Source organism: Erythrobacter sp. 3-20A1M, assembly GCF_018636735.1.
In the GTDB taxonomy this organism is placed as follows: domain Bacteria; phylum Pseudomonadota; class Alphaproteobacteria; order Sphingomonadales; family Sphingomonadaceae; genus Alteriqipengyuania.
In genome coordinates this window covers 1,690,260-1,714,777 of record NZ_CP045200.1, presented here as the reverse complement: position 1 = coordinate 1,714,777, position 24,518 = coordinate 1,690,260, and the positions used below count along the sequence as shown (strand labels likewise).

Sequence of the window (24,518 nt, the reverse complement as noted above, 5' to 3'; positions counted from 1 at the left end):
TGCCATGAAACAGGCCCCTGAAATCTTTCGCTATATTTCGCGCCAGGAGCTGGCGGCGCTCAGCCGCAAATCCGACGCGCGCGCCTTTGCGACGATCGGCTGGCAGGCGCTGCTGGCGATTGCAGCCTTCGCGCTGGCGATCGCCTGGCCCAATCCGCTGACCGTGCTTGTCGCGATCGTGATCCTGGGTGGGCGAATCCAGGCCTTCGGGATCATCACCCATGATTGCGCGCACGGAGCCTTCTTCCGCACGCCCGCGCTCAACCGCTTCGTCGGCAAGTGGGTCAGCGGCGCGATCGCGCATGTCCCGCTCGATCTCTATCGCCGCTATCATCTCGATCACCACCGGCATGCGGGCACGGCGGAAGATCCGGACCGGTGGATGGTCAAATCCTATCCCGTCACCCGCGCCTCGCTGAAGCGCAAGCTGATCCGCGACGTTACGGGGCAGACGGGATTTCGCGACCTGATGGCGGAGATCAACGGTTTCAAATGGTCGCAGACCGGACCCTCGGTGCTGTTCCATGCGATGCTGTTCGTCGCCCTACTGGCGGCGGGCGCACCGTGGGCCTACGCGATGTGGTGGGCGGCGCGGATCTTCGTCTATCCCGCGACCATGCGCCTGCGGCAGATTTCCGAGCATGGCGTCGCGAAGGACCGCGACCATCCGGATGCGCGGGTCAATACCGGCACCACCATCCCGCATTGGTGGGAAGCGCTGCTGTTCAGCCCGTGCAACGTGAATTACCACGTCGAGCACCACATCTTCGCCAGCGTGCCGCCCTATCGCCTCCCCGCCCTGCACCGCCTACTCGCATCGCGCGGCTATTACGCAGCGCACGATTGCATCGCCCGCGGGTTCAGCGACGTGCTGACGCGCGCGACCAGGCCCACTTCCGCCTGAGGCGGAACGAGTCGGCCCACCATCCATTGAAGGGGGCGATGGACGCGGGGAGAGTTGCGTCCAGATAAGGCATGCAAAGCAGGGGGAACTGCGATGAATTACCAATTCGACCAGTCGATGGCGATGAGCCTCGCGCAGAAGGCGATTATGATCGTCGTGATCATCGTCGTCACCTGGCTTCTCGCCAGAGCGGCCAAGTGGGCTTTCGCCAAGCTGGTCGACAAGATCGCGTTCTTTCGCCGCGGGACCGGCTCGGGCAGCAGCCTGGGCGAATCGCTGGGGCGGATCGTCTCGCTGCTGATCTGGCTGCTCGGCCTGATCGGTGTGCTGCAGGTGCTCGACCTTGGCGGCGTGATGCAACCGGTGACCAACCTGCTCAACGCGATTGTGGCCTTCATCCCGAACCTGATCGGGGCGGGCCTGATCCTGTTCATCGGCCTGATGGTGGCAGGGATCGTGCGCGACCTGGTGGTCACGACCCTGCAAACGGTGGATTTCGATCGCTGGGCCAACCGCGCGGGTGCCGACAACGTGACCGGCAACAACGCGATCAGCCGCACGATCGGCGTCATCGTCTATGTCCTGATCGTCATTCCCGTCGCCATCCTGGCGCTCGACGCGCTCGACCTCGAAAGCATCGCGGGACCGGCCAGCGACATGCTGCGCATGATCCTCGACGCGATCCCGCGCATCATCGGCGCCGCGATCCTGCTCGGCATCGGCTATGTCATCAGCCGCTTCGTGGTCGACATCCTGAAGCAGCTCATGGCAGGCTTCGGCGTCGATCGTGCGCTGGGCGAGACCGGTCTGCTGCCCGAGGGCACCCTGGCAAGCAGCATCATCGCACGCGTGGCGCAGATCGCGATCATCCTGTTCTTTGCCATCGCGGCAACACGTCTGCTCAACTTCCCCGAACTGACCGCCATCCTCAACGAGGTGCTGGCGCTCGGCAGCCGGGTGGTGTTCGGCGCGGTGGTGATCGGCTTCGGCTTCCTGATCGCGAACCTGCTGGCGCGGGTGATCGGCGGGACCGAGGGCGGCAGCACCGCCGCGACCATCGTGCGCTGGGCGACGATCGTGCTGTTCACCTTCATGGGGCTGCAATTCACCGGCGTGGGCGAGATCATCACGGAAACCGCCTTCACCGCCATCGTGATCGGCATCGCGGTGGCCGGCGCGCTCGCCTTCGGTCTCGGCGGCCGCGCGTGGGCCGCGCGCCAGCTCGACAAGTGGGACGAACGGACCGCTGCGAGCCCGGGCACCGCGCCGCGCCGCCCCGGGAGCAAGCCCACATCGGCCCCCGAGTCCGACGAGCCGCTGCCGCCGGGGGCCTGATCACTCGTCGCCCGGGGGCTTCACCGCCCGCCGCCAAACCGATACGGGGCGCAGGGTCATGATCCTGCGCCCCGCTTCCCATGCAGATGCTCCCGCCCTCGCCGCGCTAGGCCGCGACAGCTTCTGCGCTGCGTTCGAGCATCTCTACACCCCCGGCGACCTCGCCACCTTTCTGCGCGAGGTCTATTCCGAAGAGGTCGTCGCGCGTGAGATCGCCGATCCGCGCTGCACCCATCGGCTGGCGGAAGGCGAGGACGCTCTGATCGGCTTCTGCAAGCTGATCCACCCCAGCCCCTACGCAGCGCATTCCGACGCGGCGAACCCGATCGCGCTGGGTCAGCTCTACACCGCCCCCGGCCGTACCGGAGAGGGGATCGGCGCCGCTCTGATGGACTGGGCCGAGGCCGAGGCGCGCGAGCGCGGTCACGATGCGATCCAGCTATCGGTATGGAGCGAGAACCGCGGGGCGCAGGCGTTCTACGCCCGCTACGGCTTCGCCAAGATCGCCGATATCGATTTCTGGGTCGGCAACCACCGCGACGACGAGTGGCTGCTGGAACTCAGGCTCTGACGTTACCAGTCGTTGCCCGCGGCAACGGCGCGCTCTTCCGCCGCGGTGCTCTGCCTTCCCAACACCGCATTGCGATGCGGGAAACGACCGAACCGGGCGATCATGCGATAATGGCTGCGCGCGAAGGGCATGCCGAAGCCGCGCCCGAGCTGCGTGAACAGCCGTAACGATAAGAGCTGGTCGGCAATCTGCTCGCTATGCATCAGCGGCATGTAGAGAAACTGCCGCTCCGCCTTCTCCATCCCCCGGTCGAACCCGCGCGCCATGGCGGTCTTCGCAATGGCGCGGGCTAGCGGATCCGTGGCGAAGGCGGTGGCCGAATCGCGAAACAGGTTGCGCGGGACCTGATCGAACAGCAGCACCGCGCCCAGCGCATCGCCGGGGGAGCGCGCGAAGCTTTCCGCAGGTTGCGTGTAGAGCGCCGCCCAGTCGCGCGCGAAACGGCGGCGCAGCATCGCATCGACCGCGTCCGACTGCCGGAAATGGTCGGCCGGCTCCAGCGCGTGGAACCACACCTGCAGCAGCTCTGCCGCCCAGCGCCGATCGGCTCTCAAAGCCATTTCAGCTTCTTGAAGATGGCCAGCAGCAGCACGCCGATCCCGCCGCACACGCCCGCGACCCACCAGAACGCATGCCCGTTCTCCACCCCCGGCATCCCGCCCACATTGATGCCGAGCAGGCCGGTCAGGAAACTGAGTGGCAGGAAGATGCCCGCCACGATCGTCAACATGTAGGTCGCGCGTTCGTTGCTGGCGAGCGCGCGGGTCCGCAGCTCGTCCATCAGCACCACCGCGCTTTCCTTGCTCACGTCGATATCGTCCAGATAGCGGCGCAGCCGGTCGATGGTCTCGGCGATCTCGCGCCGGTCGTGATCCTCGAACCACGGGGGCGCGTCGCGGCTGATCGCCTCCAGCGCGACGTGCTGCGGCCCCATATGGCGTTGCAGGCCCAGGCAGTTGCGGCGGATGGTGGCGATCTTTTCCAGCATCTCCTCCGGATCGTCGTCCATGTCCTCTTCCTCGAGCATGTCGATATGGTCGTTCATGTCGACGATGGACTGGTTCATGCGCGTGACCATCGCCTCCGTTAGCTCCGTCACCACCGCGCCTGCATCAGGTGGACCCGCCCCCTTGTCGATCGCGGCGAGCACGTCGCGCGGGGTCTGCAGGGGAAACCGGCGCAGCGTGACGAGGCGCGTGCCGTCGCTCCACACCTGCATCGACACCATGTCTTCCGGCTCCGCCCCCGGATTGAAATTGATGCCCCGCAGGGTCGCGACCAGCGCATTGCCTTCGCGAAAGGCACGCGGCCGCGTCGCGTCGCTGGTCAGCAGCTCCGCCGTCGGTTCGGGAATGGCGAACCGTTCCTGCAGCCATTCGTAAATGCCGGGCACGGTGCGGCACAGATGCATCCACAGCACCGCCCCGTCCGGCCCGGGCTGCCAGCTCTGGATTTCGTCCCATCCGATCGGGCGGCCACCACCCTTCCCGTCCAGCACGCGGGCGAATAGCAGGGGCGTGTCGCCTTGCGTTCCGTCGGTATTACCGCCGCGTGATGCCATGCTTTTCCTACGCCCCTGGTCGATGCTATGGCGCGTTCATGCCCCATACCCTCTCAAAACCGCAATATGGCGCGATTATATCCCGCGACGCACGGGAAGTTTTTTCCCCTCCAGGACACTGTTCCAAGTGTTCCATCCTGTTGGAATTGCCCCGATGAGTATCGACACCATTCGCCCCTGGCGCACCATCGAACGCCGCAAGTGCCGCCAGATCATGGTCGGCAGCGTTCCCGTGGGCGGCGATGCGCCGATCACGGTGCAGACCATGACCAACACCCCGACAGAGGATGTCGGCGCGACCATTGACCAGATCCGCCGGTGCGAGGATGCGGGCGCGGACATCATCCGAGTCTCCTGCCCGACCGAGGAGGCGACCGCGCATTTCGACCAGATCACGCGCGCGTCGAACATCCCGATCGTCGCCGACATCCACTTCCACTACAAACGCGCGCTGGAGGCGGCGGACAAGGGCGCGGCCTGCCTGCGGATCAATCCTGGCAATATCGGTTCGTCCGATCGCGTGGCGGAGGTGGTGCGCGCCGCGAAGGCGAACGGCTGCGCCATCCGCATCGGCGTGAACGCGGGTAGCCTCGAGAAGGATCTGCTGGAAAAATACGGGGAACCGTGTCCCGAGGCGCTGGTCGAAAGCGCACTCGACCATATCAAGCTACTCCAGGATCACGACTTCCACGAATTCAAGGTGGCAGTGAAAGCCAGCGACGTGTTCCTGGCGGTCGCGGCCTACCAGGCGCTGGGCGAAGCGGTCGATTGCCCGCTGCACCTGGGCATAACCGAGGCTGGGGGGCTGATCGGCGGCACGGTCAAATCCTCCATCGGCATGGGCAATCTGCTGTGGGCCGGCATCGGCGACACGATCCGCGTCAGCCTCTCGGCCGAGCCGGAGGACGAGGTTCGCGTCGGCTTCGAGATGCTGAAGGCGCTGGGCCTGCGCACCCGCGGCGTGCGGGTCGTCTCCTGCCCCAGCTGCGCGCGCCAGGGCTTCGACGTGATCCGCACCGTCCAGGCGCTGGAGGACCGGCTGCAGCATATCAAGACGCCGCTGTCGCTGTCCGTCCTCGGCTGTGTGGTCAACGGCCCGGGCGAGGCGCGCGAGACGGATATCGGGCTGACCGGCGGCGGCAACGGCAAGCACATGGTTTACCTGTCGGGCGTGAAGGATCATCATATCGAGAACGCCGACATGCTCGACCACATCGTGCAGCTGGTCGAGGAACGCGCCGCCGCCATCGAGGCGGAATCGACCGACGCGGGCGAAGCCGAGCCGGTGGCGGCGGAGTGAACGCGGTAATCCGCGCAATTGGCGGTGGGCTACGGACGACATTCATTGGCGGGGCGTCGCTATTCCGCTTCGCCCCGATCATCCCTCTGCTGGCGATCGTGCCCGAATTCGTGCAGCATATCGCCGAGATAAAGCTGGGCATGTTTGCCAGCAAGGATGCCTTCAACGCGTTGGCGATGGACCCTACCCGTTGGGCGTTCGGCTATGCCAAACTAACCGGCCTCGCGCTGGCGATCTTCGCTGCCGCGCGTTTTCATGGCGGTGCGCGGCACCGTTGGTGGGACTTGAGGACAATCGCCTGGGGCCCGTTCCTGATCGCGATAGGTGTGAACGCGGTCGTGACGGCGATCGGCTATGCGCTGGGACAGGTCCTTAGCGGCACCACTCTTCAGGTCGTCACGGTCCTCTACCAGATCGCAACGCTTCCAATGCTGATCTTCCTGGTCGGACCGCTGCTGGGAGATCGATCCATGACATTGCGCCGCGCCTACACCTCCGGATGGCTCCGTGCGCTACTCGCGGGCGCGCTCTTCATGCTCGCGGCGCTCCCGGCGCAGCAGCTTCACCAGCTCGATCATACGCTGGCGATGGGTCAACCTAGCGCGGTCGTATGGGGATTGATGACATGGGATTCCCTGCTGGTCGGACTGATGGCATGCTGGATGGGATCGGGCCTCGCCGCCGGGTACTGGCTCGGCCGCCCGCCCGCTACGGGAGGCGATCGTTCGGGGACGCCGATACATCCGGCCTCCACCGCCTGACCTTGCTCCACGTCGTTCATCACGTCGACTACATGGCACCGCCGCCGGAGCGGGGCACGTTCAAGTTCGACAAGTACCAGCTGGTCATGCGCATCTTGCGCGAGAGTGGCTATCCGCTGGCCGAGCACGCGCCGCCGCCCTGCCCACGCGAATGGCTGGAGGCGGTGCATGACCCGGCCTATGTCGAGCAGGTGCTGACCCAGACCGTGCCGCGCGAGCGGGAGCGGCGGATCGGATTCCCGGTGACCGCGCATATTGCGCAGCGCGTGCAGCACACCAATGGCGGCACCTGGCTCGCGGCGCAGCTGGCGATGGAACACGGCTACGCCGCCAACAGTGCGGGCGGCAGCCACCACTCGCTGCACGAAGGCGGGGCCGGTTACTGCGTCTTCAACGACCTTGCGGTGGCGGCCAACCGGCTGCTGGCACAGGGTGATGTGCGGCGCATCCTGATCGTCGATTGCGATGTTCACCAGGGCGACGGCACCGCCAGTCTGATGGCCGGGCGCGACGACGTCTTCACTCTCTCGCTGCACGCCGAAAAGAACTTCCCCGTCCGCAAGGCGCAATCGAACCGCGACGTGCCGCTGCCGGACGGGATGGGGGACGCAGCCTATCTTGAGGCACTGGCACGGCATCTGCCCGAGGTGATGGACGCGTTCGCGCCCGACCTCGTGCTCTATCAGGCCGGGGTCGATCCGCACCGCGACGACAAGCTCGGCCGGCTCGCGCTGAGCGATGCGGGCCTGGACGCGCGCGACCGCTATGTCGTGGCCGAGGCGCGTCGGCGCGGCCTGCCGGTCGCGAGCGCGCTCGGCGGCGGATACGGCGCGGACCAGCATGAGGTGGCGGGTCGCCATGCCCGATCCATGCTCGCCATGGCGCAAGAGAATGCACGGTTCGCTCCACCGATCGCAAGCACCGTGGCGAGCAGCGCGCCTGCGATGAACGACGAACGGTGGCGCTTCCACGCCGAAACCTCGGGAGGCAGTGCCGCTCGCGCTTCAAGGCCCCGTTAAGCCGCGCTATGGCACACATGAACGATGAAGCGTCGCGATCTCCTCAAATCATCTCTCGCGGTCGGTGCGGCAAGCCTGCTGCCCGGGCGGGTCTTCGCTCAACCGATCGCGGGTAACGTGCGCGACCGGCAACTGGCCGAGATCGCCAAGCGCGAACTCGCCAAGGCCGGCAGTGTGATCTGGCGCCCCGATATCGTCGGCATTGCCGATTTCGGGCTGCATTCCTCCCAGCGCCGGTTCCACTTCGTCGATCTCGAACGCGGCGAAGTGCGCTCGCATTACGTCGCCCACGGCATGGGCTCCGATCCGGAGCACGATGGCTGGCTCAACACCTTCTCCAACCGGGAAGGCTCCAACCAGACCAGCCGGGGCGCGTTCATCACCTGGGAATGGTACAAGGGCCGCTACGGCACCTCGATTCGGCTGGGCGGACTCGATTCGACGAATTCCAACGCGCTCGAGCGTTACATCGTGATGCACCGCGCATCCTATGCCGAGCCCGAACACATCGCGCGCTACGGCAAGCTGGGACGGTCGAACGGCTGCTTCGCCATGGGCGAGGCGGAGTTCAAGCAGGCCCTGCTCAACCTGTCCGGCGGGCGGCTGCTCTATTCCGAGCGCCTCGGCTTGGCGGAAGACGGTTCCACCGCCGCGTCGCCGACGGAGGAAGGCCCGCGCCTGATCCTGCCGGGCGAACCGACCGATATGCAGCGCTACAACCCCGGGGCCTACTGACCGCCCGGGCCGCGCCCGGTCAGGTCTTCAGGTCGTCCACGATCTCCACCACTTCCTCGCTCGTCTTGCGCGCCCGGTTGGCCACGCGCGGCTGATCGAAGGAAGCGATGACCGGCGCGTCGCGGTCGTAGATGTCGTCGAACTTCGCCAGCTTGCCATCGATGTTCGTCGCCATGGTGAAATAGGTGATGTAGACCGGCATGCTCTTCTGGAACGCAACCCGGGTGTATTCGCCCGAAGTCAGCTTCTCCACACCCTCTTCCGCGGTCAGGCCGGCCTGCAGGATGGCCAGCGTCAACGCGAGCTCGCTCGCCCGCTCGGTGCGGATGCAGCCGTGCGACAGCGCCCGATCGCTCTGGTTGAAGAGCTGGCGCGCGGGGGTGTCGTGGAGGAAGATCGCATGCGGATTGGGCATGTCGAGCTTCATCAGGCCCAGCGAATTGCCCGGCCCCGGCTGCTGCACCACGCTGATATAGCCGTTCTCGCCCCGGGTCGCCTTGTAGCCCGCATTGCGCGCCCAGCCGGGATTGTTGAGCACCTTGGTGCCCAATCCTTCGCCCTTTACGATCGATTGCGGCACGGTCCAGGTGGGGTTGAGGATCACACCTTCGACCTGCTCGGCAAGTTGCGGGGTCGCGGTCCGACCGGGTTTTCCGACCACGGTCTTGTACGTCCGCACGATCTTGTCGCCGACCTTCAGGCGCAGCTGGAACTCCGGCACGTTGGTGATGAGATACTGCGAGCCCAGATCGCGCGCCAGCCAGCGCCAGCGATCCATGTTCGCGCGCACCAGCCGCGCTCGGTCGGAGCCCGGCTTCGCCTTCGCCAGCTCCGCCTTCAGTACCGCGTAATCGGGGTGAACCGGCGCAACGGACTTCAGCGCAGCGGCCAGGTCGTCGCTTTTCAGTGCCGTCGCCATGACCGTCCCGGTCGGATAGCGATCGGGGTCGGGATCGACGACGAACCACTGCTTGCGCGCCGCCATCGGCGTGCGGCCGTCGCGCATGTCCTCGATCAACCACACGAAGCGCTGGCTGGCCGCATCGTCCAGCGCCGCCCCATCCCCCGCATCGATCGCGGCCCGCAGCCCAGCTAGATCGTAATCGGAAGGTTCGAGACCCTCTTTGCCGATCGACTCGATCAACGACACCAGCGAGCGCGCCTGAGCAGCGCTCCAGTGCTGGATCAGGGGATCGACCTTCTGCACGACCGGATCGCTGTAGGCCGCGAACGCCGAGTCGACCGTAGGGCGGTCATAATCCGGGTCCTGCGAATCTGCCTGCGCAGGCGTCTTCGGCGCAGCGGCGGGCGCGCGCTCCTGCGGCAGCAGATTGGCCGGGTCGGCGGACTGCGCTTGACCGGGAGCCGTGAAGGCGAAGCTCGCCCCGGCGAGGAGCAGCGAGAGGGAAAGGGTTCTGGGCATCGGGGACATATCCGTATGGGTCGGCGCGTCTAAAGAGAACGCGGTGCGCGGCAAATGTGCCGCAATCGCTCCCCGTCATCAAGCATCCCGGCTTGCAGGAAGCTGAATCGAGGGCGGTTTGCGGCCCGGCGTGACAGCCATGCAACGTGGGGGTAAGCCACTGGACCGATGGGCCGCGAGCATCCCCTTCTGCCGATCCTCGCCGCCTTCGCGGGGATCGGGCTGCTTGCCCTGATGGATGCCTTTATGAAAGGTGCGGCCTTGGCCCTGGGGGCCTACAGTGCCAGCCTGTTGCGCTCGGCCTTCGCGCTGGTCTTCGCCCTTCCTGTATGGCTGGCGACGGGCGCGCGCAGGCCGCCTGCGCCGGTGTTGCGTATCCACCTGCTGCGCGGCGTGGTCGCATCGATCATGGCGCTGGCGTTCTTCTATGCGCTGACCAAGCTGCCGATCGCGGAAACTATCGCGATATCCTTCGTCGCACCGCTCGTCGCACTCTGGCTTGCCGCGATCATGCTCGGGGAGACCATCCACCGCCGCGCGATTTGGGCGGCAGTGCTGGGTCTCATCGGTACGCTGATCATCGTGGGCGGGCGGATCGGGCAGGAAAGGATGACGCCCGACGCGGCGATGGGTCTAGCAGCAATCCTGTTTTCGGCGCTGCTCTATGCATGGAATCTCGTGCTCATGCGCCGTCAGGCCACGCTGGCGCCGCCGCTGGAGGTGACGGTGTTCCACGCCGGCATGGGAGTGATCGTGCTGGGCCTGTTCGCACCGTGGCTGTTCGAGCTTGCCACACCGGCCGCGATACCGGGCGTCGCCATCGCAGGTGCCCTCACCGCGTGCGGATCGCTGGTGCTCGCCTGGGCCTACGCGCGGGCCGAGGCGCAGATCCTGGTGCCGATCGAATATTCCGGCTTTCTGTGGGCATCCCTGTTCGGCTGGCTCTTCTTCGCGGAGATCGTGCGCGGCACCACCATCCTCGGCGCGATGCTGATCGTGGTCGGCTGCTGGATCGGGGCCCGGCGAAACGAGCCCGAACAGGCCCGGGTTTAGCGCCGCGTCAGGGGCGCTCACCTTGACGGCGCGCGTTGCATGGCGCAACGGATCGGCACATTCGCGGCGCTCGACCATTGGTCTGTCGAGAACCCCGCTTCTATCGACAGTGAAAGGACAGGCTTCCCCATGACAGAGGTCGGCAAGGACACGCTCGGCACCCGCAGCACGATGACCGTTGATGGCAAGGAGTACGCTTACTACTCCTTCGCGAAGGCGGCAGAGAAAGTGGGAGACGTCAGCCGCCTGCCCTTCAGCATGAAGGCGCTGTTCGAGAACATGCTGCGGTTCGAGGATGGCGGCAAGACCGTCTCCACCGATCATGTGAAGGCGATCGCCGACTGGCAGAAGAACCCGCATACGGGCGGCGAAATCCAGTATCGCCCCGCGCGCGTGCTGTTGCAGGATTTCACCGGCGTTCCCTGCGTGGTCGACCTCGCGGCGATGCGCGATGCGATCGCCTCGCTCGGTGGCGACACCGCCAAGATCAACCCGCAGGTCGCGGTGAACCTCGTCATCGACCACTCGGTGATGGTCGACGAATTCGGCCATCCCAAGGCGATGGAACAGAACATGGCGCTGGAATACCAGCGCAATGCAGAGCGCTACGACTTCCTCAAATGGGGCTCGAAGAGCTTCGAGAACTTTCTGCGGTGCCCCCGGGCACCGGCATCTGCCACCAGGTGAACCTGGAACACATCGCGCAATGCGTTTGGACCGATAGCGATCAGGACGGCACGCAGGTCGCCTATCCCGACACCTGCGTCGGCACCGACAGCCATACCACCATGGTCAACGGCCTGGGCGTGCTGGGCTGGGGCGTCGGCGGGATCGAGGCCGAGGCAGCGATGCTGGGCCAGCCGATCTCCATGCTAATCCCCGAGGTCGTCGGCTTCAAGTTCACCGGCCAGCTGGCCGAAGGCGTGACCGCGACCGACCTCGTGCTGACCGCAACCCAGATGCTGCGCCAGCACGGAGTGGTCGGCAAGTTCGTCGAATATTTCGGCCCCGGCCTCTCGACCCTGAGCCTCGCCGACCGCGCGACGCTCGCCAACATGTCGCCGGAATACGGCGCGACCTGCGGCTTCTTCGGCATCGACGACAAGACGCTCGACTATCTGCGCCTGACGGGCCGCGAGGAGCACCGCATCGCGCTGGTCGAAGCCTATGCGAAGGAGCAGGGCTTCTGGCACGATCCGGCCAATCCGGATCCGATCTTCTCCAGCACGCTGGAGCTCGACCTGTCGAAGGTCGTCCCCAGCCTCGCCGGTCCGAAGCGCCCGCAGGACAAGGTCGCGCTGCCGGAGGTGGACGAGCTGTTCAATTCCGACCTCGAGCGCCTCTACAACAAAAGCGCGCCCGTTCGCGTCGATGTGAATGATCGCGACCACGACATCGGCGATGGCGATGTGGTGATCGCCGCGATCACCAGCTGCACCAACACCTCCAACCCCGACGTGCTGATCGCCGCCGGCCTCGTCGCCCAGAAGGCGAACGCGAAGGGTCTTAAGCCCAAGCCCTGGGTGAAGACCAGCCTAGCCCCCGGATCGCAGGTCGTGACCGACTATCTGGTGAAATCCGGCTTGCAGGACGATCTGAACGCGATCGGTTTCGACCTCGTTGGTTACGGCTGCACCACCTGCATCGGCAATTCGGGTCCGCTGGCCGAGCCGATCAGCAAGGCGATCAACGGCAACGACATCGTCGCTGCGTCGGTGCTGTCGGGCAACCGCAACTTCGAAGGCCGCGTCTCGCCGGACGTGCGCGCGAACTTCCTTGCCAGCCCGCCGCTGGTGGTTGCCTATGCGCTCAAGGGAACGGTGACCGAGGACATCACCGAAACCCCGATCGGGCAGGACCAGGACGGCAACGACGTCATGCTGGCCGATCTGTGGCCGACGACACAGGAGATCGCCGATCTGCGCGCGGCCAATATCGATCGTGGTATGTTCGAGCGCCGCTATGCCGACGTCTACAAGGGCGACGAGCACTGGCAGGCGGTGAAGGTCGAGGCGTCCGATACCTACAACTGGAACCCGGGCAGCACCTATGTCGCCAGCCCGCCCTTCTTCGACGGGATGGAGATGACCCCCGCGCCGATCGCCGACATCGTCGAGGCGAAGCCGCTTGCGGTGCTGGGCGATTCGGTCACGACCGACCACATCTCCCCCGCTGGATCGATCAAGGAAGACAGCCCGGCAGGCCAGTACCTGCGCGAGCATCAGGTCGCGAAGGCGGACTTCAACTCCTACGGCTCACGCCGGGGCAACCACGAAGTCATGATGCGCGGCACCTTCGCCAATATCCGCATCAAGAACGAGATGGTGCCGGGCGTCGAGGGCGGCTTCACCACCTACGAGGGTGAACAGATGCCGATCTACGATGCGGCGATGAAGCACCGCGAGGACGGCACTCCGCTGGTGGTCGTCGCGGGCAAGGAATACGGCACCGGCTCCAGCCGCGACTGGGCGGCGAAGGGCACCATCCTGCTGGGTGTGCGCGCCGTGATCGTGGAAAGCTACGAGCGTATCCACCGCTCCAATCTGGTTGGAATGGGCGTCCTGCCGCTGCAATTCAAGAACGGCGAAACGCGCGAAACGCTGGGCCTTAAGGGTTCGGACAGCTTCACCATAAAGGGGCTGTCGGGCCTGACGCCGAGCCAGGATGTCGAGGTCGAGGTGACGCATGAGGACGGTTCGTCCTTCACCTTCACCGCCAAGTGCCGGATCGATACCGAAAACGAGATGGATTATTACCGCAACGGCGGCATCCTGCAGTACGTGATCCGCAAGCTGGCGGCCTGACCGCCGCCGCCAGCCTGCCGCAAAAGGGCGGGGGGGGCGGAGCCCGCTCGGCGCGGGCAAGACCAAGCGAACAATACGAAGGGGGCGGCTCTTGGTGGAAGAGCCGCCCCTTTCCCGTCCTTGATCGACTCGGAAACGATCAGGCCACGCCCCCGGCGAGCAACGCGCCTCCGGCCGCGGTGGCGGATAGCTTCACGAGGGCCATGTTGAGCCTTCCTGTTCCGAGCGGGCGGTACCTTGGGCCGCAGAGTCCGGCTGAGGGCGCTTCCCGCGTTTCGAGGAGCCTTTTTTCGGGCGCCGCCTCAAGGCAGGCCCAGCTATCCCGCTATGGAACCGAAGTACCGGGCTTCGTTGCGATATCGCTAGGGCTCGCCGTCGAAAAGGCTGGCTTGGGACCCCCCGCGCGTATCGGTCGGGGGCGTGCGCTCCAGATGCTGCCACCCGCGATCGTTCAGGCAGCGGCCGCGCGCGGTGCGCGCCACCAGGCCGAGCTGGATCAGGTAGGGTTCGACCACATCCTCGATCGTGTCGCGCGGCTCGGCCAGCCCCGCGGCCAGCGTTTCCACGCCGACCGGCCCGCCCTTGTAGATGTCGGCGATCATCAGCAGGTAGCGCCGGTCCATCGCGTCGAGGCCGAGCCGGTCGACCTCCAGCCGCGACAGCGCCGCATCGGCGACCTTCGCGGTTACCATGTCGTCGCTTTCGACATGGGCGAAGTCGCGCACCCGGCGCAGCAGCCGTCCGGCGACCCGCGGCGTCCCCCGGCTACGCCGCGCGATCTCGCGCGCCCCGCCCTCGTCGATCGCCAGGTCGAGCAGCCCGGCCCCCCGCGTTACCACGCGCAGCAATTCCGCCTCGGTGTAGAAATTCAGCCGGACCGGGATGCCGAAGCGATCGCGCAGCGGCGTGGTAAGCAGCCCCTGCCGGGTGGTCGCGCCGATCAGCGTGAAAGGCGGCAGATCGATCCGCACGCTGCGTGCCGACGGCCCCTCCCCGATGATGATGTCGAGCGCGCGGTCCTCCATCGCCGGGTAGAGCACCTCCTCCACCACCGGATTGAGGCGGTGGATCTCGTCGATGAAGAGGACGTCGTTGGCTTCCAGATTGGTCAGCAGCGCGGCGAGATCGCCCGCCTTGGCGATCACCGGCCCGCTGGTGGCGCGAAAGCCCACGCCCAGCTCGCGCGCCACGATCTGCGCCAGCGTGGTCTTGCCCAACCCCGGGGGGCCGAAGAACAGCGTGTGGTCCATCGCCTCGCCCCGCGCCTTGGCCGCGGCGATGAACACGGCCAGGTTCTCCTTCGCCGCCACCTGCCCGACGAACTCGCGCAGGGATTTGGGCCGCAGCGCCGCATCGGGATCGTCCGGTTGCCGGTCGGGCGTGTGGAGAGGGGCGGAATCGGTCATCGCGCGCCGTTCCCAGATGCCAAGATGGATCCTGAAACGAGTTCAGGATGACGGGGGGAAAGCGTCATAGTCACCCCGCCGCCCGCTTCAGCGCGACGCGGATGAGGTCGCTCTCGCTCGCGCCGTCGCCCAGTTCGCCCTGCGCCGTCGCTACGGCACGGGCCGCGACTGCGGGTTTGAAGCCGAGATTCTCCAGCGCGGAGACCGCGTCGGCGTTGGCGCTGCCTTTCGGTAGCGTCACGCCCGCCCCACCAGTCGATCCACCGGGCAGCGCGCCCGCCTTGTCCTTCAGCTCGTTCACGATGCGGCCCGCCAGTTTCGGCCCCACCCCTTGCGCGCGTGCCACGCTGGCCGCGTCGCCCGCCGCGCAGGCATCGCGCAGCTCGCCCGGGCTCAATGCCGAGAGAATGGCCAGCGCCACTTTCGAGCCCACGCCCTGCACGCCGGTCAGCAGGCGGAACCAGTCGCGCTCGCCGCCTTCCGCGAAGCCCAGCAGGCGCATGTCGTTCTCGCTCACCTGCAAATCGGTGTAGAGCGTGCACGCCTCCCCCACCTCGCCGAGCGCAGCGAGCGTCTTGGCCGAGCAATGGACAAGATAGCCCACGCCCGACACGTCGATCACCGCCCAGTCGGCACCGGTTTCGTCGAGGAGGCCCCGAAGTTTCGCAATCATATGGCGCGCTTCGCGATCATGAGGTCCCTTCTGCGCTGACACTTCGCTGCTTGAGCGCGTTTTGTTCCCTGCCCGAGCCGATTCGATTTGGCCAGAGCGAGCACGCGAAACCCTACAGGATGGAACACTTGGAACAGTGTCCAGGGGGCGAAAAATCTTCCGCTCCGATCGCAGCAAATCGTGCGTAATCAGCATGTTGATGGAGCGAGCGCGCATGGACCGGTTTTATCCGAGCGACCGCGAAGTAGGAAAGATGCGCCCGCGCCACGAAGAGCTATCGCATTGCATGCTCGACAGCCGCGTTTGCCGCGATAGAACGCAGCGCCATGAGCTGGAACAGCTTCGGCCACCTCCTCCGCTTCTCCACCTGGGGGGAAAGCCACGGCCCCGCGATCGGCGCGGTGGTCGACGGCTGCCCGCCGGGGATTGCGTTGACGGAAGCCGACATCCAGCCCTTCCTCGACGCGCGCCGTCCGGGGCAGAGCCGCTTCACCACCCAGCGGCAGGAGCCGGATCAGGTCCGCATCCTGTCGGGCGTGTTCGAGGGGCAAACCACCGGCACGCCGATCAGCCTGATGATCGAGAACGTCGATCAGCGCTCGAAAGACTATTCGGAAGTGGCGAAGGCCTATCGCCCCGGCCATGCCGATTACGCCTACGACGCAAAATACGGCCTGCGCGACTATCGCGGCGGCGGCCGGTCTAGCGCGCGCGAAACGGCGATGCGCGTCGCGGCCGGTGCGGTCGCGCGGCTGGTCGTGCCGCAGGTAAGCATCCTCGCCTACGTCGCAGAGATCGGCGGCGACCGGATCGACCCGGTCAATTTCGATGCCGACCAGATCGCGCAAAACCCCTTCTGGTGTCCCGACGCCGACGCTGCGAAGCGCTGGGAGGCGCTGGTCGACGAGGCGCGCAAGGCCGGCTCCTCGCTCGGCGCGGTGGTCGAATGCGTGGCGACGGGCGTGCCCGCGGGCTGGGGCGCGCCGCTTTATGCCAAGCTGGATGCCGAACTCGCGGGTGCGATGATGAGCATCAACGCGGTCAAGGGCGTGGAGATCGGCGAGGGGTTCGCCGCTGCGCGCCTGCGCGGGGAAGAGAACGCGGACCCGATGCGGCCGGGCGAGAACGACGGCGGCCCCCGCTTCCTCGCCAATCATGCAGGCGGAGTCGCGGGCGGCATCAGCACCGGCCAGCCGGTCACCTGCCGCGTCGCGTTCAAGCCGACCAGTTCCATCCTGACCCCGGTCGAAACAATCGACAGCGATGGCGAAGCTACCGAGATCGCCACGAAAGGGCGGCACGACCCGTGCGTGGGCATTCGCGGCGTCCCGGTGGTGGAGGCGATGATGGCGTGCGTGCTGGCGGATCAGAAACTGCTCCACCGGGCGCAATGCGGGTAATCTGCCTGGCCTGAAGGCCGCCACTGCCGCGCCCTTCGATCGGACAACGCGCAGGTTCCGACCGCGATCATTGATATTTCCGATGTTCGCAATCGCACAAAGCCGCTTTTGTGCGGCGCAACAGTGCTTATCTGGTGCTCACGACAGTTTCACACGAGCAAAAGGATATTGCACCCATGGGTATCATCGGAAGCCAGATCAAACCGTTCAAGGCCACTGCGTTCAAGGCGGGCGAGGACTTCTTCGAAGTCACCGACGAGGACGTGAAGGGTAAGTGGGCGGTATTCTTCTTCTATCCGGCCGATTTCACCTTCGTCTGCCCGACGGAGCTGGAGGACATGGGCGAGAAGTACGACATGCTCCAGAAGATGGGTGTCGAAGTGTACGGCGTTTCGACCGACACGCATTTCAGCCACAAGGCCTGGCACGACACCAGCGAGCGCATCGGTAAGCTGAAGTTCCCGTTCCTGGGCGACCAGCTGCACACGCTGTCCAAGAACTTCGACGTGCTGCGTGAAGACATGGGCCTGGCCGATCGTGCGACCTTCGTCGTCGATCCCGATGGCGTGATCCAGATCATGGAACAGACGTGCGAAGGCGTGGGTCGCAACGCGAACGAGCTGGCTCGCAAGATCAAGGCCGCGCAGTATGTCCGCGAGAACCCCGGCCAGGTCTGCCCGGCGGCATGGGAAGAAGGCAGCGAGACGCTGTCCCCCTCGCTCGACCTCGTCGGCAAGATCTAAGCACCTGACACTATCGGCCCGTCGCGACCGGCGGGCCGCTTCTCTCACGGCCCGGGTTTCCCACCCCCTCCCCGGGAAATCCGGGCCGTTCTGTATCCCGCCCCTATTTGGAGACGCCCCATGCTCGACGCATCGATGACCCAGCAACTGAAGCAGTATCTCGGCAATCTGCGCGAGCCGGTGGAGCTTGTCGCCAGTCTCGGCGACGATCCGAAATCGGAGCAGACGCGCGAGCTGCTGGAGGAGATCGCGGCTCTGCACGACGATGTCAGCGCCAGCTTCGACGGCACCGACGAACGCAAGCCCAGCTTCATCATCCGCCGCGCCTCGGATGCGGAGAAATGGGTCCGCTTCGGCGGGCTGCCGATGGGGCACGAATTCACCTCGCTCGTGCTCGCGCTGCTGTGGGCAGGCGGCCATCCGCCCAAGGTCGAACAGGACGTGCTCGACCAGATCGCGGAGCTGGAGGGCGACTACGCCTTCGAGATGTATTTCTCGCTGTCGTGCCACAATTGCCCCGACGTGGTGCAGGCGCTGACCCTGATGGCGCTGTATAACAGCCGCATCACCGCCACTCTGATCGAGGGCGGTACGTTCCAGGACGAGGTCGAGAGCCGCGACGTGATGGCGGTGCCCGCGACTTTCCTCAATGGCGAGATGTTCGCCAGCGGGAAAATGGGCGTGGAGGAAATCCTCGCCAAGCTCGACAGCAATGCCGGGGCGCGCTCGGCGGCGAAGATGGCGGACAAGGACCCGTTCGAGGTGCTGGTGGTGGGCGGCGGCCCGGCCGGCGCGGCGGCGAGCATCTACACCGCGCGCAAGGGCTTCTCCACCGGCATCGCGGCGGAGCGGTTCGGCGGGCAGGTGCTCGACACGATGGGGATCGAGAACTTCATCTCCGTCCCCTATACCGAGGGGCCGAAACTTGCCGCGCAGCTCGAAAGCCATGTCGGCGAATACGACATCGACGTGATGAACCTGCAGACCGCCGCGCGCCTGATCCCGGCGGAGGAGAAGGGCGGCTATCACGAGGTGGTGCTGGAGAACGGTGCCTCGCTCTATGGCCGCGCGGTGGTGCTGACGACCGGCGCACGCTGGCGCAATCTGGGCGTGCCGGGCGAGCAGGAATATCGCAACAAGGGCGTTGCCTACTGCCCGCACTGCGACGGCCCGCTCTACAAGGGCAAGCATGTCGCGGTGATCGGCGGCGGCAATTCCGGCGTCGAGGCGGCGATCGACCTCGCTGGAATCGTCGGCCATGTCACGCTGATCGAGTTCGACGGCCAGTTGCGCGCCGACCAGGTGTTGCAGGACAAGCTGCGTTCCATGCCCAATGTCGACGTCATCGTCTCCGCGCAGACGACCGAGATCCTGGGCGACGGCAGGCGCGTGACGGGCCTCAATTACAAGGACCGCAACGCCGGGGTCGACAAGACGGTCGAGCTGGAGGGTGTGTTCGTGCAGATCGGCCTGATCCCCAACACCGACTGGTTGAAGGACAGCGGGATCGAGCTGTCGCGCCACGGCGAGATCGTGATCGACGAGAAGGCCGCGACCAGCCTCGACGGCGTGTTCGCGGCGGGCGACTGCACCACCGTGCCCTACAAGCAAATCGTGATCGCGATGGGCGAAGGCTCCAAGGCGGCGCTGTCGGCCTTCGACTACCTCATCCGCAACGTCGCGCCGCAGGAGTTCGCCGAAGCCGCCGAATAGGGCGGTTCGCGAAGCCAGCCAAGGCCCGCCCCGCCTGCGTGGCGCGGCGGGCCTTTTCGTGTCCGGCGCAGCTTACGCTCGATCCGTCGCGAGAACGCCCCGTTCGATCAATACATGCCAACTAATCGATTGGACTGATCAGGCTTCGGGGGTCATCCTCTCTCCCATCACGACTCGGGCATGGGCCCGGATACGAAAGAGGAGAGCAGGACATGGATGCCAAGACAGGATCGATCGGCGGTGGATGCCCGGTTACCGGAGACGGCGGGGTTCGCGCCCTGCTCGGCCGGACCAATCGCGACTGGTGGCCCGATTCGCTCGACCTACATATCCTGACCCAGGGCGGGCAGTCGCCCGATCCCATGGGCGAGGATTACGACTACGCCGAGGCGTTCAACGCGCTCGACTACACCGCGCTGAAGGAAGACCTGAAGGCGCTGATGACCGACAGCCAGCCCTGGTGGCCGGCCGATTACGGGCATTACGGCCCGTTCTTCATCCGCATGGCGTGGCACGCCGCGGGAACCTATCGCACCGGCGACGGGCGCGGCGGCGCGTCGAGCGGCCAGCAGCGCTTCGCCCCACTCAATTCCTGGCCCGACAACGGCAATCTGGACAAGGCGCGCCGCCTGCTCTGGCCGATCAAACAGAAATACGGGAAGCATATCAGCTGGGCCGACCTGTTCGTGCTGACCGGCAACATGGCGATCGAATCGATGGGCGGCCCCGTCTTCGGCTTCGGCGGCGGGCGCAAGGACGTCTACGAACCCGAGCAGGACATTTACTGGGGTTCGGAAGAGGAGTGGGTCAACGAAGGCGTCGAGACGCGCATCATTCCGGACGAGGGCAAGGCGCTGGAGAACCCGCTGGCGGCGATCCAGATGGGGCTGATCTACGTCAATCCGGAGGGGCCGGGCGGCAATCCGCACGATGCGGAGGGCATGGCGCGCGACATGAAGGAAACCTTCGCCCGTATGGCCATGAACGACGAGGAAACGGTCGCGCTGACTGCCGGGGGCCACGCCTTCGGCAAGTGCCATGGCGCGGTTCCGCCGGATCAGCTCAGCGGCGCGCCCGAAGCGGGTGAGATGCACCTGATGGGCTTCGGCTGGGCGACCGATGCCGAGCAGATCGAGCAGGGCCACATCACCACGAGCGGGATCGAGGGTGCGTGGACGCCCAACCCGACGCAGTGGGGCAACGACTATTTCCGCCTGCTGTTCAAATACGAATACGAGCTGGTGGAAAGCCCGGCGGGTGCCAAGCAATGGCAGCCGATCGACCAGGAAGAGGCCGATATGGCCCCCGATGCGCGGGACCCGTCGAAGAAGGTCCCGACCATGATGACCACCGCCGACATGGCGCTGAAGCGCGACCCCGATTATCGCAAGATTTCGGAGCGCTTCATGAACGATCAGGCGGCGCTCGACGATGCCTTCGCCCGCGCCTGGTTCAAGCTGACCCACCGCGATATGGGGCCGAAGGTCCGCTATCTCGGCCCCGACGTACCGAGCGAGGACCTGATCTGGCAGGACCCGATCCCCGCCGGGAAGGAAGCGTCGGACAGCACGGTCGCCGACTTCAAGCAGAAGGTGCTCGATAGCGGGCTGACGGTGTCAGAACTGGTGAAGGCCGCGTGGGCTTCGGCCAGCACCTATCGCAAGTCGGACCATCGCGGCGGCGCGAACGGGGCGCATATCCGCTTCGACGAATTGAAGAACTGGGCCGTCAACGACCCCGAAGAGCTGGGCAAGGTGCTGGGCAAGCTCGACGAGCTGCGCGGCGACCTGTCGCTGGCCGACGCCATCGTTCTGGGCGGCGCGGCGGCTGTCGAGAAGGCGGCGAAGGATGCCGGTTTCGACGTCTCGGTCCCGGTCACCACCGGGCGGGGCGACGCGAAGCAGGAGGATTTCGACGCGGAAAGCTGGGAGCCGCTGGAACCCTTCGCCGATGGCTTCCGCAACTATCTGAAGACGAAGGCGAGCGTGAAGACCGAGGACATCCTGATCGACCGGGCCAGCCTGCTGGGCCTGTCGATCCCGGAAATGACCGTGCTGGTCGGCGGGCTGCGCGTGCTGGGTGCGAATACCGGCAATTCCGATCACGGTGTCTTCACCGATCGCAAGGGCCAGCTGACCAACGACTTCTTCACCAACCTGCTCGACATGAACACCTTCTGGGAAGTGGTCGACGAGAGCGGTGACGAGGAGTTCGTGGGCCGCAACCGCAAGGACAAGGCGCATCGCTGGACCGCGACCCGCACCGACCTAGTGTTCGGTTCCAATTCGCAGCTGCGCTCCGTTTCGGAGGTCTATGGCGAGAACGGCAACGAACAGAAGTTCGTGGACGATTTCGTGGCCGCCTGGACCAAGGTCATGGACGCGGACCGGTTCGATCTGACCTGCGCAAAATATCACCGCTGATTGCGGTGGCCCGTTCGGGCAGCGAGGGGCTCCGGCAGCGATGCCGGGGCCCCTTGTGCATTCAGCCCCCGCGGCGCAGCACCAGGTAGAGCGCACCGTCGCCCCCGTGGCGCCGGTGCGCCTTCCTGACCGCCGCTATGGCGCTGCCGTGTTCGCTGGCGGCAAGCCAGTCGAGGATCTTCGCACGGATCGCCCCGCGCCGCTCCCCCCGGTCGGCGGGATCGACCGGGCGGGCCTTGCCGGTGACGACCAGCACCACGCGGGCCTCCATCGCGCGTGCCTGCGTCATGCCGTCCATCAGGCGGCGATAGGCCGCGTCGAGCCCGTGTCCGTGCAGGTCCAGCGATACGTCGGGCCGGATGTCGCCGCCCTTGAGCCGCCGCTCCCAATGCGAATCGAGCTGGCTGCGCGCTAGTGGCCGGACCTGTGGGGGCGGGGGCGGAGGGGCCGGTCGCACCGGCTTCGCGCGCTGGAACGGCGCGGCCTTCGGTGCAGGCGTAGGCGGTAAAGGCGCGGGCGGCGCTGGCACAGCCGGGGGTGAAGCGGCCTGGGCGCGGGCGGCGCTGGCGGGGGCGCGCCGAACGAGCGGCGTCACCGACTTCGCCAGCGCTTCCCACGCCGCAGCCTCGCCCGCCGACAGGCCGCGCGGGTGGCTCATCGCCCGGTCAGGCGCGCATATGTCCCCACCGGCAGCAGCACAAGCGCCTGCCCGCGCGCGCTCATCCCGCCCGCGATCTCTCGCGCGCGCGCGCCATTGCCCCAGAAGGTATCGAAGCGGTTCGAGCCCTTGATCGCCCCGCCGGTATCCTGCGCGATCCACAGCCCATTCGCTTCCGCCCGGTCCGTCTGCAACACCACCGGCGCACCATAGGGGACGTAACGCGGGTCGACCGCGGCACTGCTTTCCCCGCGCACCGGCACGCCGAGCGAACCGAGCGGTCCGTCCGTGGTCAGTTCGCGGAAGAAGATGTAGCTCGGGTTCTCGTGCATCAGCGCCTGCCCCTCCACCGGGTGGTCGCGCAGGTAAGCGACGATCCCCTGCATGGAGGAGGCGTATTGCCCCGGCCCGTCGCCGAAGAGGCCACGCTCTCGCATCAAGGCACCGATGGCGGTGTAGCCGCGGCCGTTCTGCCCGGCGTAGCCGATCCGCATCCGCGACCCGTCCGGCAGGCGCAGCAGGCCCGATCCCTGGATCTGGAGGAAGAAGAACTCGATCGGGTCGGCGACCCAGGCGATCTCCAGCCCGCGCCCCGCCAGCGCGCCCGCGTCGATCGCGGCGCGGTCGAAATAGGGCACGAACGCCCCCGTCTCGTCATAGCGGCCGAGCGGTGGATTACCGGTGCGCTCGCTCGCCAGCGTGTCGGCGGGCCATGCGCGCACCAGATCGGCGGGCACGGCATAGACCGGTGTGTCGTAGCCGGGGATGCGCGTGCGGCTGCCGAGGATTTCGGGTTCGAAATAGCCGGTGGCGAACGCCTTCCCGTCGCCGATCCGGACCGTCTCGAACTGCGTGGCGAAGAAACGGAGCGCGTCGCCGTCCGACCAGTTGGCGGCGGCGGTGCAGGCCGGCTGCCAATCGGTGGGCCGCGTCAGGCCGCTACGGTCGTCCTTGGTCGTAAGCCAGCGGCACGATCCGCGGAAGGCCGAGAGCGCGTCGCTTGCGTCGCGCGGCGTCAGGGCCAGCGATTCGAGCGCGGGGCCGCGCGCGAGATCCGCCGCCGCTGCATTGTCGGGCCGGGGCCCCTCGGGCAGCGGGATGACCGCATTGGGCGGCTTGGGTATGACCCCGGCACAGGCGCCAAGGACGAGCGGCGCAGCAAGCGCCAGCAGCAGGCGTGACATGCGGGCCATCGGCCTGCCCTCCCCTTCGGTTGTCGCGCCGCCGCCCGGAGCGGCAGACGCGAAAGGCCCCTCAGCCTTCGTCGGTTTCGTCGAGTATCCAGTGCGGCCCGGCGGCGTTCACATCGCGCGCGAAGGTCCAGATGTCGCGACTTTCGATCGCATCGTCGAGCGAGCCGGCCACGAGATTGCCCTCGCTGTCGCGCGTAACCGCGGCGATGTCCGATACGAAACGCACGGTGATGCGCGCGGTGCGCCCGTCGAGCACGGCGTCGCGGATCGTCGCCTCCTCGATCCGGATCAGGCGGTTTTCCATGACCTCGCCCGCTTCTTCACGCGCGGTGATCGCACCTTCGAAGCTGGCATAGACATCGTCGTCGCATAGTTCGCGCAGCGTCTCGCGGTCGCCCTTCCAGAACGCCTCCAGCACCATGCCGTAGGCCGCCTTAGCACCGTCGACGAAGCGCGTGATGTCGAAGGAACGGTCCGCCGCGGCAATATCGCGAATGCCGTCCTGCACGAACGGCAGCGCGTTGGCCGGAACCTGATCGTCCGCCGCGGCCTGGACCTGCTGCTTCTCATGCTGCGGATCGGGGGCACGCGGCGACTCGAACCGGTGCGGCACCGGCTCTTCCTCGTGCTCGGCCCGGCGACCGAGGACGGAATAGAGCCTGAGGCCGAGAAAGGCGGCGATCATGGCGAGGATGACGATTTCGTAAATCACGGCTTGGCAGTCACCTGTGGCTTCGCGGGCGGGGCGACTGGGCGCCCCGGGGATTCATTACGGTTCTACTCCCAAATGGTGGACAATATCAAATAGACAACGGCTGAACCGCGAATGCGGGCGGTCGCGGG

At 66.4% G+C, this 24,518-nt stretch carries 20 protein-coding genes and 1 pseudogene; 13 read left to right on the top strand and 8 right to left on the bottom strand.

The annotated features are described in order from the left end of the window. Positions 1 to 4 precede the first annotated feature (4 nt). The 3 genes from F7D01_RS08445 (at position 5) to F7D01_RS08435 (ending at position 2,810) form a co-directional block, all read left to right on the top strand. Entirely contained in the window at positions 5 to 904 is a 900-nt protein-coding gene (locus tag F7D01_RS08445) for a fatty acid desaturase family protein (RefSeq protein WP_215227182.1), read from the top strand. Between the two features lie 93 nt (positions 905 to 997). Next, positions 998 to 2,239, top strand: coding sequence for a mechanosensitive ion channel (locus F7D01_RS08440; protein ID WP_215227181.1), 1,242 nt, complete (start codon positions 998 to 1,000; stop codon positions 2,237 to 2,239). 58 nt (positions 2,240 to 2,297) lie between these two features. Continuing rightward, positions 2,298 to 2,810, top strand: coding sequence for a GNAT family N-acetyltransferase (locus tag F7D01_RS08435; protein ID WP_215227180.1), 513 nt, complete (start codon positions 2,298 to 2,300; stop codon positions 2,808 to 2,810). Positions 2,811 to 2,812: 2 nt separating this feature from the next. Here F7D01_RS08435 and F7D01_RS08430 read toward each other — a convergent pair whose 3' ends face one another. Further along, the gene (locus F7D01_RS08430) at positions 2,813 to 3,370 is read right to left on the bottom strand and encodes a DUF924 family protein (RefSeq protein WP_215227179.1); all 558 of its coding nucleotides are present in this window, start codon (positions 3,368 to 3,370) and stop codon (positions 2,813 to 2,815) included. Beyond that, the gene (locus F7D01_RS08425; protein ID WP_215227178.1) at positions 3,361 to 4,371 is read right to left on the bottom strand and encodes a zinc transporter ZntB; all 1,011 of its coding nucleotides are present in this window, start codon (positions 4,369 to 4,371) and stop codon (positions 3,361 to 3,363) included. Before F7D01_RS08425 ends, F7D01_RS08430 begins: the two co-directional genes overlap by 10 nt. 160 nt (positions 4,372 to 4,531) lie before the next feature. On the opposite strand from F7D01_RS08425, the gene ispG reads away from it, so the two are divergent. From ispG to F7D01_RS08405, 4 genes are read left to right on the top strand one after another with little or no spacing between them, the layout of a single operon-like run. Continuing rightward, positions 4,532 to 5,671 (top strand): flavodoxin-dependent (E)-4-hydroxy-3-methylbut-2-enyl-diphosphate synthase, encoded by a 1,140-nt coding sequence (gene ispG, locus F7D01_RS08420; RefSeq protein ID WP_215229729.1) that lies wholly within the window; start codon positions 4,532 to 4,534, stop codon positions 5,669 to 5,671. Then, positions 5,668 to 6,432 (top strand): hypothetical protein, encoded by a 765-nt coding sequence (locus F7D01_RS08415; RefSeq protein ID WP_215227177.1) that lies wholly within the window; start codon positions 5,668 to 5,670, stop codon positions 6,430 to 6,432. Before ispG ends, F7D01_RS08415 begins: the two co-directional genes overlap by 4 nt. A 32-nt stretch (positions 6,433 to 6,464) precedes the next feature. Further along, entirely contained in the window at positions 6,465 to 7,451 is a 987-nt protein-coding gene (locus tag F7D01_RS08410; RefSeq protein WP_215227176.1) for a histone deacetylase, read from the top strand. Between the two features lie 24 nt (positions 7,452 to 7,475). Beyond that, a complete protein-coding gene (locus F7D01_RS08405; protein WP_215227175.1) occupies positions 7,476 to 8,186 on the top strand; it encodes a murein L,D-transpeptidase catalytic domain-containing protein in 711 nt (236 codons plus the stop codon). A 19-nt stretch (positions 8,187 to 8,205) separates the two neighbouring features. On the opposite strand, the gene F7D01_RS08400 is transcribed toward F7D01_RS08405, so the two are convergent. Further along, positions 8,206 to 9,609: a L,D-transpeptidase family protein gene (locus tag F7D01_RS08400; RefSeq protein ID WP_215227174.1), complete on the bottom strand. Its 1,404-nt coding sequence runs from the start codon at positions 9,607 to 9,609 to the stop codon at positions 8,206 to 8,208. Positions 9,610 to 9,777: 168 nt separating this feature from the next. On the opposite strand from F7D01_RS08400, the gene F7D01_RS08395 reads away from it, so the two are divergent. Together F7D01_RS08395 and acnA are read left to right on the top strand one after the other, a co-directional pair. Next, positions 9,778 to 10,662: a DMT family transporter gene (locus tag F7D01_RS08395; protein ID WP_215227173.1), complete on the top strand. Its 885-nt coding sequence runs from the start codon at positions 9,778 to 9,780 to the stop codon at positions 10,660 to 10,662. 129 nt (positions 10,663 to 10,791) lie between these two features. Beyond that, positions 10,792 to 13,466 (top strand): annotated as a pseudogene (gene acnA, locus F7D01_RS08390) (aconitate hydratase AcnA). A gap of 362 nt (positions 13,467 to 13,828) precedes the next feature. Here acnA and ruvB read toward each other — a convergent pair. Continuing rightward, complete coding sequence (ruvB, locus tag F7D01_RS08385; RefSeq protein WP_215227172.1) at positions 13,829 to 14,872, bottom strand: Holliday junction branch migration DNA helicase RuvB; 1,044 nt, start codon at positions 14,870 to 14,872, stop codon at positions 13,829 to 13,831. A 70-nt stretch (positions 14,873 to 14,942) separates the two neighbouring features. Next, positions 14,943 to 15,545, bottom strand: a complete 603-nt coding sequence (gene ruvA, locus F7D01_RS08380; RefSeq protein WP_215227171.1) for a Holliday junction branch migration protein RuvA — start codon at positions 15,543 to 15,545, stop codon at positions 14,943 to 14,945. A gap of 326 nt (positions 15,546 to 15,871) precedes the next feature. Here ruvA and aroC point away from each other — a divergent pair, with 326 nt between their 5' ends. From aroC to katG, 4 genes are all read left to right on the top strand, one after another. Then, positions 15,872 to 16,945, top strand: coding sequence for a chorismate synthase (gene aroC / locus F7D01_RS08375; protein ID WP_215227170.1), 1,074 nt, complete (start codon positions 15,872 to 15,874; stop codon positions 16,943 to 16,945). Positions 16,946 to 17,121: 176 nt separating this feature from the next. Next, positions 17,122 to 17,688: an alkyl hydroperoxide reductase subunit C gene (gene ahpC / locus F7D01_RS08370; RefSeq protein ID WP_215227169.1), complete on the top strand. Its 567-nt coding sequence runs from the start codon at positions 17,122 to 17,124 to the stop codon at positions 17,686 to 17,688. Positions 17,689 to 17,808: 120 nt separating this feature from the next. After that, positions 17,809 to 19,401 carry an alkyl hydroperoxide reductase subunit F gene (gene ahpF / locus F7D01_RS08365; RefSeq protein WP_215227168.1) on the top strand — a complete coding sequence of 531 codons (1,593 nt, stop codon included), beginning with the start codon at positions 17,809 to 17,811 and terminating at the stop codon, positions 19,399 to 19,401. 212 nt (positions 19,402 to 19,613) lie between these two features. Continuing rightward, positions 19,614 to 21,824 (top strand): catalase/peroxidase HPI, encoded by a 2,211-nt coding sequence (gene katG / locus F7D01_RS08360; RefSeq protein ID WP_215227167.1) that lies wholly within the window; start codon positions 19,614 to 19,616, stop codon positions 21,822 to 21,824. A 61-nt stretch (positions 21,825 to 21,885) separates the two neighbouring features. On the opposite strand, the gene F7D01_RS08355 is transcribed toward katG, so the two are convergent. From F7D01_RS08355 to F7D01_RS08345, 3 genes are all read right to left on the bottom strand, one after another. Further along, on the bottom strand, positions 21,886 to 22,482 hold the full coding sequence (locus F7D01_RS08355; RefSeq protein ID WP_215227166.1) for a Smr/MutS family protein: 597 nt from the start codon (positions 22,480 to 22,482) through the stop codon (positions 21,886 to 21,888). After that, on the bottom strand, positions 22,479 to 23,666 hold the full coding sequence (locus tag F7D01_RS08350; protein ID WP_215229728.1) for a murein transglycosylase A: 1,188 nt from the start codon (positions 23,664 to 23,666) through the stop codon (positions 22,479 to 22,481). The genes F7D01_RS08355 and F7D01_RS08350 overlap by 4 nt, the downstream gene beginning before the upstream one ends. A gap of 70 nt (positions 23,667 to 23,736) precedes the next feature. Then, the gene (locus F7D01_RS08345) at positions 23,737 to 24,387 is read right to left on the bottom strand and encodes a Tim44/TimA family putative adaptor protein (RefSeq protein ID WP_215227165.1); all 651 of its coding nucleotides are present in this window, start codon (positions 24,385 to 24,387) and stop codon (positions 23,737 to 23,739) included. Positions 24,388 to 24,518 lie beyond the last annotated feature (131 nt).

Bases quoted from the DNA above. Each gene is read 5' to 3' on its own strand.
- F7D01_RS08445 (WP_215227182.1), top strand. From the start codon at position 5: ATGAAACAGGCCCCTGAAATCTTTCGCTATATTTCGCGCCAGGAGCTG.
- F7D01_RS08440 (WP_215227181.1), top strand. From the start codon at position 998: ATGAATTACCAATTCGACCAGTCGATGGCGATGAGCCTCGCGCAGAAG.
- F7D01_RS08435 (WP_215227180.1), top strand. From the start codon at position 2,298: ATGATCCTGCGCCCCGCTTCCCATGCAGATGCTCCCGCCCTCGCCGCG.
- F7D01_RS08430 (WP_215227179.1), bottom strand. From the start codon at position 3,370: ATGGCTTTGAGAGCCGATCGGCGCTGGGCGGCAGAGCTGCTGCAGGTG.
- F7D01_RS08425 (WP_215227178.1), bottom strand. From the start codon at position 4,371: ATGGCATCACGCGGCGGTAATACCGACGGAACGCAAGGCGACACGCCC.
- F7D01_RS08410 (WP_215227176.1), top strand. From the start codon at position 6,465: ATGGCACCGCCGCCGGAGCGGGGCACGTTCAAGTTCGACAAGTACCAG.
- F7D01_RS08405 (WP_215227175.1), top strand. From the start codon at position 7,476: ATGAAGCGTCGCGATCTCCTCAAATCATCTCTCGCGGTCGGTGCGGCA.
- F7D01_RS08400 (WP_215227174.1), bottom strand. From the start codon at position 9,609: ATGCCCAGAACCCTTTCCCTCTCGCTGCTCCTCGCCGGGGCGAGCTTC.
- F7D01_RS08395 (WP_215227173.1), top strand. From the start codon at position 9,778: ATGGGCCGCGAGCATCCCCTTCTGCCGATCCTCGCCGCCTTCGCGGGG.
- ruvB (WP_215227172.1), bottom strand. From the start codon at position 14,872: ATGACCGATTCCGCCCCTCTCCACACGCCCGACCGGCAACCGGACGAT.
- ruvA (WP_215227171.1), bottom strand. From the start codon at position 15,545: ATGATTGCGAAACTTCGGGGCCTCCTCGACGAAACCGGTGCCGACTGG.
- aroC (WP_215227170.1), top strand. From the start codon at position 15,872: ATGAGCTGGAACAGCTTCGGCCACCTCCTCCGCTTCTCCACCTGGGGG.
- ahpC (WP_215227169.1), top strand. From the start codon at position 17,122: ATGGGTATCATCGGAAGCCAGATCAAACCGTTCAAGGCCACTGCGTTC.
- ahpF (WP_215227168.1), top strand. From the start codon at position 17,809: ATGCTCGACGCATCGATGACCCAGCAACTGAAGCAGTATCTCGGCAAT.
- katG (WP_215227167.1), top strand. From the start codon at position 19,614: ATGGATGCCAAGACAGGATCGATCGGCGGTGGATGCCCGGTTACCGGA.
- F7D01_RS08355 (WP_215227166.1), bottom strand. From the start codon at position 22,482: ATGAGCCACCCGCGCGGCCTGTCGGCGGGCGAGGCTGCGGCGTGGGAA.
- F7D01_RS08350 (WP_215229728.1), bottom strand. From the start codon at position 23,666: ATGTCACGCCTGCTGCTGGCGCTTGCTGCGCCGCTCGTCCTTGGCGCC.